This is a genomic window from cyanobacterium endosymbiont of Braarudosphaera bigelowii, from assembly GCF_020885515.1.
Taxonomy (GTDB): domain Bacteria; phylum Cyanobacteriota; class Cyanobacteriia; order Cyanobacteriales; family Microcystaceae; genus Atelocyanobacterium; species Atelocyanobacterium thalassa_A.
The window spans coordinates 743791-759490 of the sequence record NZ_AP024987.1 but is presented as its reverse complement, the minus strand read 5'-3'; the positions used below and the strand labels follow the sequence as shown (position 1 = coordinate 759490).

Genomic DNA, 15700 nt, shown 5'->3' with positions numbered 1-15700 from the left:
AAGAATTAGTTACTTACTTTTATTTATTTTGTTTAACATTAACATCCATTTCTCAAAGCGATCACCTAATACTTGCAAAGAATAATTAATTTCTGCTTGATGACGGCATCTTTCTCTATTGATTTCTCCTATATTATTAATAGCATAAACCAATTCATTAACACTATCAGGGGTCACTAAAAACCCTGTTTCTCCATGCTTGACTAATGCAGCTGGACCACCACGTTTATAAGCAATAACTGGAACTCCGCAGGCTAATGATTCAATAATTACATTACCAAATGCTTCTACCCATTTCGGTGTTACTAATATAGCCTTACTTGTTCTTATTTTTTCTTGTAGTTTTTCTGTACTGAAAAATCCTTCATATTGAAAATCAGCGTTAGAGTAATCAGCTTGAATATTTTTCCAATACTCTATATCTTGAATCTTTCCAAAAACTTTAAGTTTTACATTAGCGTCTTTTGCCGCTAGAATAGCGTCCTCTAAGCCTTTTTCAGGAGAAATACGGCCGATCCAAGAAAAATCATTACTTGGATTATCACAAAATTCATATAATGATATATCTATACCGTTACCTAAAATATAGAAATTTTCTAAAAAAGGAAATGTTTTTGCTTGCTCCTGAGTATGGATGCCAATAGTGTAGGGAAAAGATTTAGCCACTTGATGAATCATACTATCTATAGCATTTGTCGTCGATCCCATGCTAATTAGATGAGCGATAGTACGTTTAAAAAAAGGAGTTAAATAGAGTGGAAGCCAGTCAAAGGCAAAATTGACTATTAGATCATAATCATTCTCTACTTCTTTTGCAAAATTCCACATATTGGCTAAGACCGAATTTTGTAGAAGGATAATAGGTGCATCTCTCGTAGAATTTTGAACCATATCTTGCCAAACGCCTGGTATCTCTTGGCAAGTGATATTAGGGAGACTAGAGTACTGAGGCGCAACGATTTTGACTTGATGTCCTCTTCGATTCATTTCTTTAGCAAGATTAAACAAAGTTAATTCAACGCCTCCGCCAACACCTGATCCTAAAGGACCTACAGGAGTAGATAAAAATAAAAGTTTAAGCATTGATTGATAGTGTAATAAATAGAACTATTTTTATAATTTCAAAAAGAGTTTACTTATATCCCTCACGTATTATTATCTTTTATAGTATTATCTTAGTATAATTTCTGCTAAACTCAATTATTGAAAAAATAAATCATAAATGGAGTTTCAAATTATATATTTGTTATGATAAATATCATAAAAATGTTTTTATGTTGAAATTATAGTATCTTTAAAATTCAATTATAATATCGTTTGCCTAATTAAATCGAATAAGAATAAGTTGGCAGTAATCGTAAATGAGTATTTATATAATGATAACCGTTTTTATTCGAAGTAGGTTATCTTAATTTTATTTATATTTATACTCTTAAAGAGAATTTTATATCTATGAACTCCAATTCTTCTCAACCTTTCGATAAATTAAATAGTATTTCTAACAACTCTTTTCTACAGAACGAAGAACTAGAATCTTATGACTCGTCTTCTTATATATTTGAAGAAAAAAAAACTCATGGTGGGAGTAATATTGAACTTTCTAAAAATATTTTTAACTTAGAAAAGCAAATTGAAAATCTTGTTGAACAGGTAAAAATATTAAGAGATGAAAAGCATCTTATCACCACTAAAAATAATAGTATAAGAGCTAATCAATTAGCTGAAGAAACATTAGAGAAAATAGTTCAAGAAGGATTAATAGAACTTAAAAAACAAAAACAAACATTAACAACTTCAATTGAAAAATTAGAGCATCGTAGAAACAAGATTCACGAAGAAATGAGTACTAATTTTGCTGGGGTTTCTGAAGACTTAGCAATTAAAGTACAAGGATTCAAAAAATATCTAGTGGGTAGTTTACAAGACTTGGCAGAAACTGCTGAACAGCTAGACCTATCAATATCAACAAAAGAAAATTCTAAGAAAATTTCTAAGAATACTGAAAGACCTCCTCAAAATGATAGTTTAGAAATTTATTTTGCTACAAAAGAATTTAGAAAACAGCATTTACAGATTGAAAAAGCCATAAAAAATTATCAAAAAGAGCCTAATTACTATGGTGCACCATGGCATCTCCGTCGAACTTTTGAAACAATACATGCTGAGAAAGTTAAGGAATGGTTTTTTTTACGAAGTGGCAAAGGAGCAGTGAATTCTACAGGAAATCGTCTGCACGATATGTTAGTAGCATCAGCAATAATTTCTATATTAGGTGAACTTTATGGAAATAATAACAGAATCTTAATTCTGGCAAGTGCGCCAGAAAGACTAGGAGGATGGAGGCGTGGATTACAAGACTGTCTAGGTATTTCTCGTGGTGATTTTGGACCAGATAAAGGAATTACACTATTCGAATCTTCTGAAATTTTAGTTCAAAGAGCAAAAAGATTAATTGACAATAAATTTTTACCATTTATTATTATTGATGAAGCAGAAGAACAGGTTAGCCCTTTTCTCCTTCAATTTCCACTATATATTGCTTTTCTTAATTGTTCATAGTAATTAAATATTTACTATTAAGCCTAAAATTTATTCTCTTAAATTAATAAATAATTCACCAACTTATGTACTTTTTAATTCTAATATTCATATTTTTGATCTGCTACATTTTTGGCTCTTTTCCTACAGGCTATTTAATAGGACTATATTTAAAAAAAATTGATATTCGTAATTGTGGTTCAGGGTCCACAGGAGCTACTAACGTATTAAGAACTTTTGGTAAGAAAGCGGCCATTACAGTCTTATTGTTAGATATTTCAAAAGCTATGTTAGGAGTATTAACAACTAAGCTTATAATTTCTAGTATTCCATCAAATATTCTTAATCCAGAATGGAGTTCCTGGTTAATGGTTTTGGGAGGAAGTGCTGTTATTCTCGGCCATAGTAAATCCATATTCTTAAACTTTACTGGCGGTAAATCTGTAGCTTCTAGTTTAGGAGTTTTACTAGTTTTAAATCCTATAATTGCATTAGGTACGCTAGCAGGTTTCCTAATTACATTATTTATATTTCGTATTGTTTCAATTAGTTCTATTGTAGGGGTTTTAATAGCTAATTTATTAACTATTTTATTGAACCAACCTCTATCTTATTGTTTATTTATAATTAGTATAGGGATATATGTGATCTATCGACACCAAGACAATATAGTGCGTATTTTGAAGGGTACAGAACCTAAAATTGGTAGTAAATCACAAAATAAAGATCAGTTATAGTAATGATTTTTAGCAGCTATTTTATTTATAAAGATTCCAATGCCATTTTCATAAATATTTTTTGAGAGTTTTTTTTGTAATTACCATTTATAGGAAAACGTCGTACATAATTACCACTAGATTTTAACTCCCAAGCTTGGCAATTATCTCCTAGCATTACTCTTAGTATCTCTTCTAATTCACAAGAGATTTTAAGATCATCGACAAGAGTTATAGCTTCTACTCGACGAACAAAATTGCGTGTCATCCAGTCTGCACTGCCTATATAAACCTCTTTTCTACCTCCGTTATATAAGTAGAAAATTCGTGAATGCTCTAAAAAACGTCCTATTATACTAATAACTTTAATATTGCTACTTATTCCTTCAATTCCAGGCCTTAGACAACAAATTCCTCTAATAATCAAGTCAATCTTAACTCCAACTTGAGATGCTAGATAGAGAGCTTCAATAATCTCTGGATCTACTAATGAATTCATTTTCGCAACTATATGGCCTTTACCTCCTTTCTGACAATGCTCAACTTCTCTATTAATCATTGATAGTATCCGATTACGCATATTAACTGGTGCTACTAATAATTTACGATAAAGTTTTTGGCATGAATAGCCTGTTAAAAAGTTAAACAAATCCGTTAAATCTGCGCCTAATTCTTCACGACAACTAAATAATCCTAAGTCTGTGTACAAATTAGCTGTTTTAGAGTTATAGTTTCCAGTACCTATATGAGCGTAACGGCGAATTTTTTCTTCCTCTTTTCGAACAATTAAAGCAATTTTAGTATGAGTTTTCAACCCTACTAAACCATAAACCACATGAACTCCCGATTGCTCGAGACGACGAGCCCAGATAATATTATTTTCTTCATCAAATCTAGCTTTTAACTCTATCAAGGTAACTACCTGCTTTTCATTTGCTGCCGCTGCAATTAATGCCTCAATGATAGGAGAATCACCTGAAGTTCTATATAGGGTCATCTTAATAGTTAAAACATCTGGATCATAGGCAGCTTGAGTAACGAATTGCTCTACAGAAGCGCTAAAAGATTGATAAGGATGATGAACTAAGATATCCGATTGACGAATTAAGGAAAAAATATTTTGTTTCTTAGATTCAAGTTTTTTGTTATTATTATTACTAATAATTCTCTTAACTTTATTTAAGGCTTTTGGAATAATAGAGTTCCAGCTTTCATATTTAAGTTTTGGATAAGGAAAAGATAAAAAATACAATAGGTCTTTTAAACCTAACAACCCTTGAATATCATATACGTCTATTTCTTCTAGTTCTAAATCTTCAACTAATTTTTGCCTAATTAATTTAGGAGTCGAAGCATGAATTTCTAGACGTACTGCAGATCTACCAATATTACGTTTTCTTAACTCTTCCTCAATAGCTAATAATAAATCATCTGCTTCATCTTCTTCAACTGATAAATCTGCATTTCTAGTGACCCTAAAAGGATAACATTCTTGTACTATCATTCCAGGAAATAGAGCTTCAAGATTATGGGCGATGACCTGTTCTAGTGGAATACCTTGCCAAACTATAGGTTTACTATCTGTTTGACTATAAAGTTTTTGAGGAAGGGCTATAAAACGCGGTAGTACACTAGGAACTTTTACTCGTGCAAAATGTTCTTCTTTTGTTTCAGGATTACATATTACGACACCCAAGTTTAAACTTAAGTTGGAAATATATGGGAAAGGATGTGATGTATCAACTGCCAAGGGAGTCAAAACTGGAAAAATATTTATATCAAAATATTGATGTAAATATTTACGTTGTTTTTGATCAAGATCTATATAATTTACTAGACGAATTCCCTGAACAGCTAAGAGATTTCTTAAAGTGTATTCAAATAGATAATCTTGTTCTTTGATTAAGGAATGAAGACGTTCGCTAATAGCTACTAATTGTTCTAAAGGAGTACATCCATCGAAAGTTAATTTAGTCACTCCCGCCTGAATTTGCTGTTTTAATCCTGCTATACGTACCATAAAAAATTCATCAAGATTAGAACTAAAAATAGCAGTAAACTTGAGTCTTTCTAGCAAAGGTGTACAAGCAGCTAAAGCTTCATTTAGAACACGATAATTAAATTCTAACCAGCTTAATTCGCGATTGAAATAATATTTATTATCTTTAAGATTAATTGTTAAATCAACAGATTTTGTCTGTGTCATAATTGTAAACAATTATAATATAGCATGAATTAAATTTGAAAAATAATAATAAGGAATGAAGATATAAGTATTATAAACTTACACATAAAATTTATAAAAAAGATAATGTTCTAATACTAGAACATGCAACTATGAATATTGTGATGGTTCTCAAGAATGTAAGCACAGCCTATAACAATAGTATAAAATGTCTAATATTTTATATATAGATTGATAATTTATTTTTAGTTAGAATGATTTTTTTATTAAAGAAGTTAGTATTTAAGACACTTAACTTTCTTACCTTTAGTATTTAACTTATACTCAAATTTTAGATAATACATCTAAATATGACTTGTATGAGAATAAATTGTAAAATGTTACATTAAACATATTTTTAATATAATGCAGTTTTTTTTAAATCAATTGTTAGATTAACCAACAAAATCACTGTGTTTTTATAGGCCGACTTTATTTCTTAAAGTTTTCTAGACCAGAAGTCACATACGCAGAGTTGATACGATCACCTTCATCAATATTATCAACTATATTCATTCCTTCAATTACTTTACCGAAGACAGCATAATCTCCATTTAGAAAATCCAAATCTGATAAAGCAATATAAAATTGAGAAGATGCAGAGTTAGGCATAGCTGAGCGGGCCATAGCTATTGCACCTCTTTTATGTTTTAAAACTACTGATTTGGGAGATACTGAACCCTGAATTCCCAAAGATTGGTTGTAAACAGGCTTTTCGTCATTTTCTAATTTAATTTCTAAAGGAATATATCTTCTCTGTTTAGTTTTTGAGTCTATAAAGCCCCCCATTCCTGTCCCATCAGGGTCGCCACCTTGAGCAACGAAAGGTGTCGGATCTTTTATTACACGATGAAAAACTAGACCATTATAGAAACCACGTTCTACTAAATCTATAAAATTTCCTGCCGTAATCGGTGCATCCTGACCGTTAACCTCAATGATTACAGGAGAGCCATTAATATCTAGTTGAACAATTGCAGTATTTTCAAGTCTAGGTGTATATTGATCCATACTGATTTGATTCATTTGTTGAATATTAGCAATTTCGTTTTTAGACTCTAAACCATTGTAATCATTAGATATTTCACTACATCCTGTAAGAATAAGATTGCTAACAAACATGATATTAAAAAAAGCTCTTAAGTAAGTTTTTTCTAGTTTTCTCATATAATTTTTCGAATATCAAAATTTTTAGAAGTTTTTTACAGAGAGAGCAAATAAAAACTTTTTTGAGATTTAACAATCATATATTTGATTATTTACAATCAAATTCCTTCGAGAGGAACTGATAAAAAACTTGCTAGTTCTGCTGCTTGGTTTTCTAAATCGGAGAGAGATATAGGTTGTCCAATGCGAGTTAAAGGAATATCTCGTTTGTTTTTAACTTTAAGATAAAGTTTACGTTTTGTATTTATTCCATCTCTAATTTCTGCTCGAATTGCCTTCACATCTTCTAGGGGACAAATAAATTCAATGCGACGATTTTTGCCAGGAAAACCCCAACGGAAAATAGTTGCCACGTTGGTTTCTTTATTAAATTCATTATAACCACTACCAATATTCAAAAAAATCATAAACCATTGATATAAAGATAATAGCGAACCTGTGATTCCATAGAACATCAAGGCAATACCTTGTGGAATAAATTGAAGAGATGATATGTCGCTAACAATTAATAAATTTATGTTTAAATAACTAGAAAGTCCAGCCAAAAGAAAACCTACGCCACCTATCATGGTCACTAGTGCCCAAAAGAAGTTACTCAAGCGGCGAGAACCAAGAACGTTCTGATAGAAAATAAGTTTATCGCTTACCATGTCAATTTTTTAGTGAAAACAACAGTATAACTTACGATTATTAAGATATGCTATTTATATTTTAATATGAGTTTTAAAAAGATATAGCTTCATATACTATAGTTTATTGCCAATAAAGTACGTTTAATAACGTATAACAATACTTTCCATAGAATCATTAAAATTCAAAAATAATACTAGATTTTTGTTAGACTAAAAAATTTTATGACCTAGTATTGATTAAATTTCTACGTTATTCTTAGCGTGATAGTTTTCTATTTTTTCTTAATGTTGATAATACTTAGTTATATATCAATAAATTGTTAAAAATCGTCCCTGTAAAGGATAAGATAGATAAGAAATAATATTAGAAAATTTCCAACATCCTACTGTTTTAGGAGATGAATATCACCATGGGATATGACTTTGATTTATTTGTTATTGGTGCAGGCTCAGGAGGTATAGCGACTGCCAGACGAGCTGCAGAATATGGGGCCAAGGTTGGCTTAGCAGAATATGATCGTTTAGGTGGAACATGTGTAAATCGTGGATGTATTCCTAAAAAGCTAATGGTTTACACTTCTCACTTTCCTGAGTTATTTATTGAATCTCAAGGATATGGATGGAGTACTGTATCAAGTGTTCTAAATTGGTCTAAAATGACTACAGCTATTGGGAAAGAGACAAAACGGTTAAATGGTATCTATCAAAAAATGTTGGATACTTCAAAAGTTAAAATTTTTCAAGGTCGTGGAAAGTTTATTGATAATCACACTGTAGAAGTAGGAGAAAATAAAGTTACTGCAGAGAAGATCTTAATTGCAGTCGGAGGGTATCCCGTTAAGCCTAATATTCCAGGTATTGAACATACAATTACTTCTGACCAAATATTTACTCTTCCTGAACAACCTAAACGTATTGTTATTTGGGGTGGTGGCTATATAGGTGTAGAGTTCGCTTGCATTATGCGTGGTTTAGGGTCAGAAGTAATTCAAATTATTAGACGCGATAAAATACTACGAGGATTTGATGATGATCTTAGATTAACTATTCAGAAATCTATGGAAAATCATGGTATTCAAATTCTTAAAAATTCTGAAGTTACTAGTATCGAAAAAACACCTCAAGGTTTAAAAATTTCTACAAAAGGTAACAAGAATAATGAAATAGTCTTAGCAGATACCATCGGACTAGCAGCAACTGGGCGTAAACCTAATTTGGATAATTTAGGCTTGGAAAATATTGATATTGAAATTAATAAAGGAGCCATAGTTGTTGATAAATATAGCTGCACAAAACAATCAAATATTTATGCAGTAGGAGATTGCACTAATCGTATTAACTTAACTCCTGTTGCTATTAACGAGGGCAGATTATTTGCAGATTCTCATTTTGGTCAAAATCCGAGAATCATGAACTATGAAAATGTTCCCTCTGCAATTTTCAGTACTCCAGAGGCTGCTACTGTTGGTTTAACAGAACTTGAAGCTAGGGAACAGTATGGAGAAAGTGGAATAAAAGTTTATAAGAGTCAATTCCGTCCAATGTACTATGTTTTACCAGAAAGGGAAGAAAAAACTTTGATGAAGTTAGTTGTTCATCGAGATAGTGATCGCGTAATAGGGGCACATATGGTCGGTAATTATGCTTCTGAAATCATTCAAGGTATAGCCATTGCAATTAAAGCAGGTGCTACAAAATCAAATTTTGATGCTACAGTTGGGATTCACCCGACATCTGCCGAAGAATTTGTTACTATGCGTTAAGCTACAGCCAGATTAAAGCATATTTATCATCTTAAAAACCATTAAGTTAAGCATCAGTTAATGTTAAGCTGATGCTTAATATTTTTAAAGAGTTAATTGTATGAGTTCTAAGAACATTACTTCTCAAGCAAATACTGAACCATTCCTTTCTGATATTAAGATGTATTCTCAAGTTCATTTACAAAGAATAGGAGAAAAGTTATATTTGATATTACCAGATCTTGAACCCAGTAAAAAAGATAAAGATTGGACAGAGCATTTACAAGATCTAAAATGTTGTTTAAAACATCACAAGGGAACTTGGAAATCTGGAACTGAAGTGCGTTTAATAGCAAAAAATCGTTTACTTGATAGTCGTCAATTTCATAGTATAGGTAAAATTCTAGAGGCCTTAGAATTGCATCTAACTCATATTTTCACTAGTCGTCGTCAAACAGCTGTAACTGCTGCTACTATAGGCTATTCTGTTGAACAGGAAATTCCTTATAAAAAATTTTCCTCTATAAAAAATACCCAAAATGGTGCCCTAAATGAACCTTTATATTTAAAAACAACTATCCGCTCTGGTATGGTTATTCGTCATCCGGGAACAATTATTATTCAAGGAGATGTTAATCCAGGAGGGGAAATAATTGCTGATGGTGATATCATCATATGGGGATGTTTACGTGGTATTGCTCACGCAGGTGCACAAGGTGACTCAGAGTTTTGTGTTATGGCGCTTAAAATGCAACCTACACAACTTCGTATAGGAACATCTGTTGCTCGCCCTCCCTCAAGTATTCCAGAATTTTTAGAACCTGAAGTAGCCTACTTAAGTAAAGAAGGTATACATTTAAAATCAGCTATTAATTTCAATAAAACTCATATCTTCGCTAATAAAGAAGAAAAATGGACTGAAAAAAAATCCTTAGCCATGTAAAATAAATATTTCATACTATATAGTAGAGTTTTTAATCATGAGTCGTGTAATTGTAATTACTTCTGGAAAGGGAGGCGTTGGTAAAACTACTATTACCGCCAATTTGGGATCAGCAATAGCTTATTTAGGATTTAAAATTGTCTTAGTTGATGCAGATTTTGGTTTGAGAAATTTAGACTTACTTCTAGGATTAGAGCAAAGGGTAGTTTATACTGCTGTTGATGTTTTAGGAGGACAGTGCACTATAGACAAAGCCTTAGTCAAAGATAAACGCCAACCCAATCTAATGTTACTTCCAGCAGCTCAGAATCGCACTAAAGAAGCTATATGTCCCGATGATATGAAAAAATTAGTAGCTGAATTAGACAAAAAATTTGATTTTATTCTTATCGATTGTCCAGCAGGAATAGAAATGGGCTTTCGAAACGCTATTTCTCCTGCACATGAGGCTATAATAGTTACTACTCCCGAGATGGCTGCAGTTCGAGATGCTGACAGAGTAGTAGGGCTCTTGGAGAGTGAAGATATTCAAAAGATTCATCTAATAGTGAACCGAATTAAGCCTAAAATGATTCAATCTAATCAAATGATTGCAGTTGAAGATATTCTGGATTTACTAGTAGTTCCTCTGTTAGGTATAGTACCAGACGATGAAAAGATCATTATTTCAACAAATAAGGGAGAACCTTTAGTACTAGAAGAAAACCATTCTTTACCTGCGACAGCTTTTGTCAATATTGCAGAACGATTAAATGGAAAAAATGTTCCTTTTCTTGATTTTATGGCAGTCGATGATAACCTGTTTGGTCGTTTAATTAGTTTTTTCAAAAAGTAAAAGTTTTATAATATTTAAATTATAGTCATGATTATTGATTTACTCGAAAAAATATTTCCCTGGAAAAATTCTCTCAAAAGTGGAGATGATGCTAAAAATCGTCTAAAATTTATCCTAGCGCATGATCGTGCAGATCTGAACCCAGAAATGGTAGAAGCTATGAGAGCTGACATATTAGCAGTAGTAAAACGTTATGTAGATATTGATTCTGAACAAATGGAGTTTTCTTTAGAAAGCGACCAGCGAATGACAGCTTTAATAGCTAATCTTCCTATCCGTAGAGTAAAAAGAGATACTACAAAGATTGGTTAAGAAATAAATAACAAAATAAAAGCTAAGATATCTCAATTAATGTAGAAAAATAACTAATTATGATAAGTTATTTTTCCTCATATTTAATCGTATCAGCAATAATTTTAGGCTTAGAGAACCTCATCTATTGATACTTATAAAGAATTTATATGTATCAATAATTATCTATATAGTGATTAGATCTACAAATTTCAAATAATATATATCTTCATTAATAGTTTTTGATTCTTTTATTATTAAGTTACGAACTATGACATTCATACAACTATCTATATTTCTTAAGTAGCTTAATTTCTTGAATATGATATAGTAATACATGTTTAAGCCACGTTAGCTCAGCTGGTAGAGCACATCACTCGTAATGATGGGGCCGTCGGTTCAAATCCGATACGTGGCTTCCAATAGATAGTGTATACACTCTCCAAAACAATTAATTATAAGATACTAACAGCCGCAACAAATTACATTCATGATTTTACTTTAATTTACGATATAAGCCTAAAACATTTATATGGTTTTTATTTATAATAAGAGAAACCATATAATGTAATGTCTGCTGAAATCAATACTTCATTTATTAAAAATTACTGCTAATATGAGCTGAGAAAAGTCAATAAAGATAGTAATTTTTTATGATAATAATAGAGGTATAGATTTTAAGAGCTTTACTGTATAAGGATGCTTAGGATACCTAAAAATATTTTTAGTATCATTTATTTCTAGTATTTTACCCTGTTTCATAACAGCTATTTTATTACAAAAAGAACGGGCAACCAATAGATCGTGTGTTATGAAAAGATATGTTAGTTTAAATTCATCTTTCAATTCAGACATTAAATTAAGTATTTGCTCTTGAACACAGACATCAAGCATACTGACAGGCTCGTCGCAAATAACTAAACTAGGTTTTGTAATAAGTGCTCTAGCAATAGCAACTCTCTGCTGCTGTCCTCCTGAGAGCTCTTCAGGATAACGATAATAATAATAATTTGCTGGACTTAATTTTACTATCTCCAACATTTCATATGCTTGATTCTGTGCTTGCTTTTTAGTCGCTAGATTATGAATGATTAAAGGTTCAGAAATACTTTCTCCAATTGTCATCAAAGGGTTTAGAGAAGCCTGCGGATCTTGAAAAATCATTTGTAAGTGACGTCGTTGAAAACGCATTTCTTTGCTAGAAAGCTGCGTTAAATCTTGTCCCCTAAAGTTAATATTTCCCGATGTAGCTTTTAGTAACTGCAATATAGTTCTAGACAATGTACTTTTACCACAACCAGATTCACCTATTAATCCTAGAGAATCTCCAGGAAAAACCTGAAGGCTGATGTTATCCACAGCTTTAATAGTTTGCGTTTTTTTTAAGAAAAAACTTTGAATTAAATTTTGATCTACGATAAAGTGCTGTTTTAAATTTTTAATGGCTAGTAAAGGCTTTATTTCTATTTTATTTTGTTTATCAACTTCGATACTTATATAGTTTTCTTCTCTTTGTGTATGTAAAGCTATTTTTAACAATGACTTTGTATAATCATGCTGAGGGTGATTTAATATATTTGATATTTTTCCTATTTCTAATAACTTGCCATCTTTCATGATGGCTAAACGATTGCAATACTTACTTACCATAGCTAAGTTATGAGAGATTAGTAATAGTCCCATATTTCTTTCTTGACATAAATAAACTAATTCCTCTAATATCTCATTAGCCACGGTAGCATCTAGAGCAGTTGTCGGTTCATCAGCAATTATGATTTTAGGATTTAGTAATAAGACCATTGCTATAGCTACTCTTTGTCGCATTCCTCCACTTAGCTCATGGGGATATTGTTTCCAGCAAATAAGATTAACTTTTACTTTTGCTAAAATATCTATAGCAATTTTTTTTGCGGCTTGGTAAGATATCTTATAATTATGAACTTGTAAAGTTTCAATACAATGTTCACCAATAGTCATTATTGGATTAAAACGACTCATAGGATCTTGAAAAACCAAGCCAACTAACTCTCCCCTTAAATGTCTTAGCTGCTTAGAGTTCAAACTAAAAATTGATTTATTCCGAAATTTAATAGTTCCTTCAATCTTAGTCATATCTGGTAAGAGATTCAACATAGCTTTTCCTATAGTTGATTTACCAGATCCAGATTCTCCTATCAGTCCAATTCTTTCTCCTTCATATAAGTTAAAAGAAATATCATTTACTGTTCGAGTATTGCTATTAGGATACTGAATAGATAATTCTTCAATGCAAAATAAAATATTATTATTCATCGCTAGAGATTTTATAAGGTTAATTTAAAGATGAAATTATTCTAAATAAGCTCATAAACCTTTATTAAAATATAGCTCTAGTGTATGACAAAAGAGTTTAAAATTTATCAAACATTAAATTAATTTAAAATTCTATTTAATCCTCAATGATTAGTTTTCCTGGTCTTCTTCACAAACTTATATTCTGAAGATGTAAAAGATACTCCTAATTTTTGAGATATCCAAACTTCTAAATCTTGAATAGGATGAGACTTACTAGTAATAATAGGATTTACTAAAATCGTAAACATTCCCAAACGATTTCCGGCCAAAACATCTGTAAACAGTCTGTCACCTACCATAGCAACTTGCGTTACTGGTAAATTCATTGCACTAATTGCCTTGCGAAGTTTTCTTCTAGATGGTTTAACAGCTCCTAATAGATAAGGTAAGTCTAATGTATCAGCAATATAACTAATACGATTTTTACTAAGATTATTACTAACTAACCAGATAGGAGTTCTTATTTTAATGTGGTTTATCCAATATATTAGTTCTTCTGAAACAGAAGATTTTTTCAGAGGAACTAAAGTTTCATCAACATCTAAAATTAGTCCTTTGATTTTATACTGATCAAGCACTTCCTGTGTCAAACCAAGAACTGTATCACCTAGAATTAAATCAGGTTGTAAAAGTTTTATATTAAACATATATCAGTTAGTAAATAGTGAATTTAACTTAATGGACTATAACAAATAGTTCAATTGAAAAACTGTATATACAAATTTTATGTTAAGCAACTCTTAATATTCTTTATATTGAATCTGTGATACAACTTTATTAAACAATTATTATAAATAACAAAAAATATAATTTCTTAGATACTATATATGAAATATTCAAATTTTTATTTTCATTTAGTTTATGATTTAGTTTCTGAAAATCCTTAACGAAAAATATTATTCTAAGAAATTTGAAAGTTGTAAAATCAATATATCTTTAACATTGTACTACACACTTTTAATATTATTTGCGCATATATTTATACTTAGATAAACATAACTAAATTGTGCAGGGGTACTTATTTTAAGTATGGCAAATATTTTTTGCTAACGATTTAAAGTCTCTTGGACAAATCATACTTCAAAATTCTTTGATCTTACCATTTTCAGTAGTTCACCTAACTATACTATTTTACTTTATAAATATCAGCGTGTGATATCTAGTATAAAGCTTAGTTCTAATTCGTTTATTTAATTTTTCAAAATTCGTATTATTAATAGGCAAACTTAACTTCACAGTTAGTACTTAATGTTTACTTTAATCTATTTTTTGGACGTCTGTAACTTAAAAAAGAACATTTTTTACCTTTAGCTCTTATTAAACCTAAATGCATTCTTTAGTTAGAGCACTTTTTTAAACGATTTGTGTAGAATAATTATGGCAAAGGCTATAACTATAACACCCCTAGACTTATTGTATCTGGGAGTTTATTATTTAGATAAATTTAGCTAGATAAATCACAAAAAACTATTGGGAAACGTAAAAATGTCCGTCCCTGAAGAACTTGCTGCTGGGATCTCAAAACCTACTAAATCTAAAGAAACTTCAGTACCTAAACTTGAAGTTAAAGAAAATCCTATCCTTTTTCAAGCTATTGGAACCCTTAAAGGGAAGCCTGAACAAGATGAAGAAGGTCATTTTTTTATTCGTTTAGGAGAAAAATGTTATAAGTTATTTATTGCTGGTTATAAATACCAAGCTTGGCTTAAGCAAATATCTTCCAATCATGACCAAACATTATTTTTGCGTGTTTATCCTAAGTTCCTGATGATACCTCGTAAAGAACCTCAAATTTATTTTCAAGTTGCTGCTTGGGAAGAACAAAATTCTTGGGGAGAAGAACCAGGAATGTTCAAATTTAAAGGAGTTTGGCAATTTGTTCCACAGATTCGAACTCCGGTTATTTCTGTATATCGAAATGAGAATGCTCACGATCCTAAAGGAAAATTTAAGGCATCTCATCTTCCAGTCCTGATGAGACGAGAAGATGAGGCAGTACCTTTTAGATTTAATCCTAAAATTTCAAAAAATAAAATGCCTCCTCGTTGGTTTATTCAAGGAATTTTCAAATTTATTCCTTCACGAAACTGCTGGGGATGGGATAAAGATCTTGAAGTACCAACACAAAAAATACCTCGTTATAAAAGACCTATTAAACTAATTAATGATGAGAATCAATATACAAAAGGAAATACAAAATTGGACATTAAAGCTGATAAGATTAAAAATTTAAATTAGTAGAATAATAATTTACGATAGTTCAATTCTATCATCAGCT

General features: G+C 30.8%; 13 protein-coding genes and 1 tRNA gene. 8 read left to right on the top strand and 6 right to left on the bottom strand.

Translation table 11 applies throughout. The annotated features are described in order from the left end of the window. Positions 1-9 precede the first annotated feature (9 nt). The gene (locus tag LPC16_RS03245) at positions 10-1083 is read right to left on the bottom strand and encodes a glycosyltransferase family 4 protein (RefSeq protein ID WP_229636773.1); all 1074 of its coding nucleotides are present in this window, start codon (positions 1081-1083) and stop codon (positions 10-12) included. Positions 1084-1452: 369 nt separating this feature from the next. On the opposite strand from LPC16_RS03245, the gene LPC16_RS03240 reads away from it, so the two are divergent. Together LPC16_RS03240 and plsY are read left to right on the top strand one after the other, a co-directional pair. Beyond that, the gene (locus tag LPC16_RS03240; protein WP_229636772.1) at positions 1453-2559 is read left to right on the top strand and encodes a DUF3086 domain-containing protein; all 1107 of its coding nucleotides are present in this window, start codon (positions 1453-1455) and stop codon (positions 2557-2559) included. Between the two features lie 65 nt (positions 2560-2624). After that, positions 2625-3275 (top strand): glycerol-3-phosphate 1-O-acyltransferase PlsY, encoded by a 651-nt coding sequence (gene plsY, locus LPC16_RS03235; RefSeq protein WP_229636770.1) that lies wholly within the window; start codon positions 2625-2627, stop codon positions 3273-3275. Positions 3276-3300: 25 nt separating this feature from the next. On the opposite strand, the gene ppk1 is transcribed toward plsY, so the two are convergent. The 3 genes from ppk1 to LPC16_RS03220 all read right to left on the bottom strand — a co-directional run bounded on the left by ppk1 (position 3301) and on the right by LPC16_RS03220 (position 7295). Further along, entirely contained in the window at positions 3301-5460 is a 2160-nt protein-coding gene (gene ppk1, locus LPC16_RS03230) for a polyphosphate kinase 1 (RefSeq protein ID WP_229636769.1), read from the bottom strand. A 450-nt stretch (positions 5461-5910) separates the two neighbouring features. Then, positions 5911-6645, bottom strand: coding sequence for a peptidylprolyl isomerase (locus tag LPC16_RS03225; RefSeq protein ID WP_229636768.1), 735 nt, complete (start codon positions 6643-6645; stop codon positions 5911-5913). Positions 6646-6743: 98 nt separating this feature from the next. Continuing rightward, positions 6744-7295, bottom strand: a complete 552-nt coding sequence (locus LPC16_RS03220) for a photosystem I assembly protein Ycf4 (RefSeq protein WP_040054134.1) — start codon at positions 7293-7295, stop codon at positions 6744-6746. 392 nt (positions 7296-7687) lie between these two features. On the opposite strand from LPC16_RS03220, the gene gorA reads away from it, so the two are divergent. The 5 genes from gorA (at position 7688) to LPC16_RS03195 (ending at position 11506) form a co-directional block, all read left to right on the top strand. Continuing rightward, on the top strand, positions 7688-9040 hold the full coding sequence (gene gorA / locus LPC16_RS03215; RefSeq protein WP_040054133.1) for a glutathione-disulfide reductase: 1353 nt from the start codon (positions 7688-7690) through the stop codon (positions 9038-9040). 100 nt (positions 9041-9140) lie between these two features. Then, the gene (gene minC / locus LPC16_RS03210; RefSeq protein WP_229636767.1) at positions 9141-9962 is read left to right on the top strand and encodes a septum site-determining protein MinC; all 822 of its coding nucleotides are present in this window, start codon (positions 9141-9143) and stop codon (positions 9960-9962) included. A gap of 37 nt (positions 9963-9999) precedes the next feature. Beyond that, entirely contained in the window at positions 10000-10797 is a 798-nt protein-coding gene (gene minD, locus LPC16_RS03205; protein WP_229636766.1) for a septum site-determining protein MinD, read from the top strand. 30 nt (positions 10798-10827) lie between these two features. Continuing rightward, complete coding sequence (gene minE / locus LPC16_RS03200; protein ID WP_229637712.1) at positions 10828-11109, top strand: cell division topological specificity factor MinE; 282 nt, start codon at positions 10828-10830, stop codon at positions 11107-11109. Between the two features lie 324 nt (positions 11110-11433). Continuing rightward, positions 11434-11506, top strand: a tRNA-Thr gene (locus tag LPC16_RS03195). Positions 11507-11739: 233 nt separating this feature from the next. On the opposite strand, the gene LPC16_RS03190 is transcribed toward LPC16_RS03195, so the two are convergent. Then, complete coding sequence (locus LPC16_RS03190; RefSeq protein WP_229636765.1) at positions 11740-13380, bottom strand: ABC transporter ATP-binding protein; 1641 nt, start codon at positions 13378-13380, stop codon at positions 11740-11742. A gap of 143 nt (positions 13381-13523) precedes the next feature. Beyond that, complete coding sequence (locus LPC16_RS03185) at positions 13524-14069, bottom strand: YqeG family HAD IIIA-type phosphatase (protein ID WP_040054128.1); 546 nt, start codon at positions 14067-14069, stop codon at positions 13524-13526. Between the two features lie 838 nt (positions 14070-14907). On the opposite strand from LPC16_RS03185, the gene LPC16_RS03180 reads away from it, so the two are divergent. After that, positions 14908-15660 (top strand): hypothetical protein, encoded by a 753-nt coding sequence (locus LPC16_RS03180; protein ID WP_229637691.1) that lies wholly within the window; start codon positions 14908-14910, stop codon positions 15658-15660. Positions 15661-15700: the final 40 nt, after the last annotated feature.

Excerpts from the sequence above, each read along its gene's own strand:
- minD (WP_229636766.1), top strand. The coding sequence starts at position 10,000 with ATGAGTCGTGTAATTGTAATTACTTCTGGAAAGGGAGGCGTTGGTAAA.
- plsY (WP_229636770.1), top strand. The coding sequence starts at position 2,625 with ATGTACTTTTTAATTCTAATATTCATATTTTTGATCTGCTACATTTTT.
- LPC16_RS03180 (WP_229637691.1), top strand. The coding sequence starts at position 14,908 with ATGTCCGTCCCTGAAGAACTTGCTGCTGGGATCTCAAAACCTACTAAA.
- LPC16_RS03245 (WP_229636773.1), bottom strand. The coding sequence starts at position 1,083 with ATGCTTAAACTTTTATTTTTATCTACTCCTGTAGGTCCTTTAGGATCA.
- LPC16_RS03240 (WP_229636772.1), top strand. The coding sequence starts at position 1,453 with ATGAACTCCAATTCTTCTCAACCTTTCGATAAATTAAATAGTATTTCT.
- LPC16_RS03220 (WP_040054134.1), bottom strand. The coding sequence starts at position 7,295 with ATGGTAAGCGATAAACTTATTTTCTATCAGAACGTTCTTGGTTCTCGC.
- LPC16_RS03185 (WP_040054128.1), bottom strand. The coding sequence starts at position 14,069 with ATGTTTAATATAAAACTTTTACAACCTGATTTAATTCTAGGTGATACA.
- minC (WP_229636767.1), top strand. The coding sequence starts at position 9,141 with ATGAGTTCTAAGAACATTACTTCTCAAGCAAATACTGAACCATTCCTT.
- ppk1 (WP_229636769.1), bottom strand. The coding sequence starts at position 5,460 with ATGACACAGACAAAATCTGTTGATTTAACAATTAATCTTAAAGATAAT.
- LPC16_RS03225 (WP_229636768.1), bottom strand. The coding sequence starts at position 6,645 with ATGAGAAAACTAGAAAAAACTTACTTAAGAGCTTTTTTTAATATCATG.
- LPC16_RS03190 (WP_229636765.1), bottom strand. The coding sequence starts at position 13,380 with ATGAATAATAATATTTTATTTTGCATTGAAGAATTATCTATTCAGTAT.
- gorA (WP_040054133.1), top strand. The coding sequence starts at position 7,688 with ATGGGATATGACTTTGATTTATTTGTTATTGGTGCAGGCTCAGGAGGT.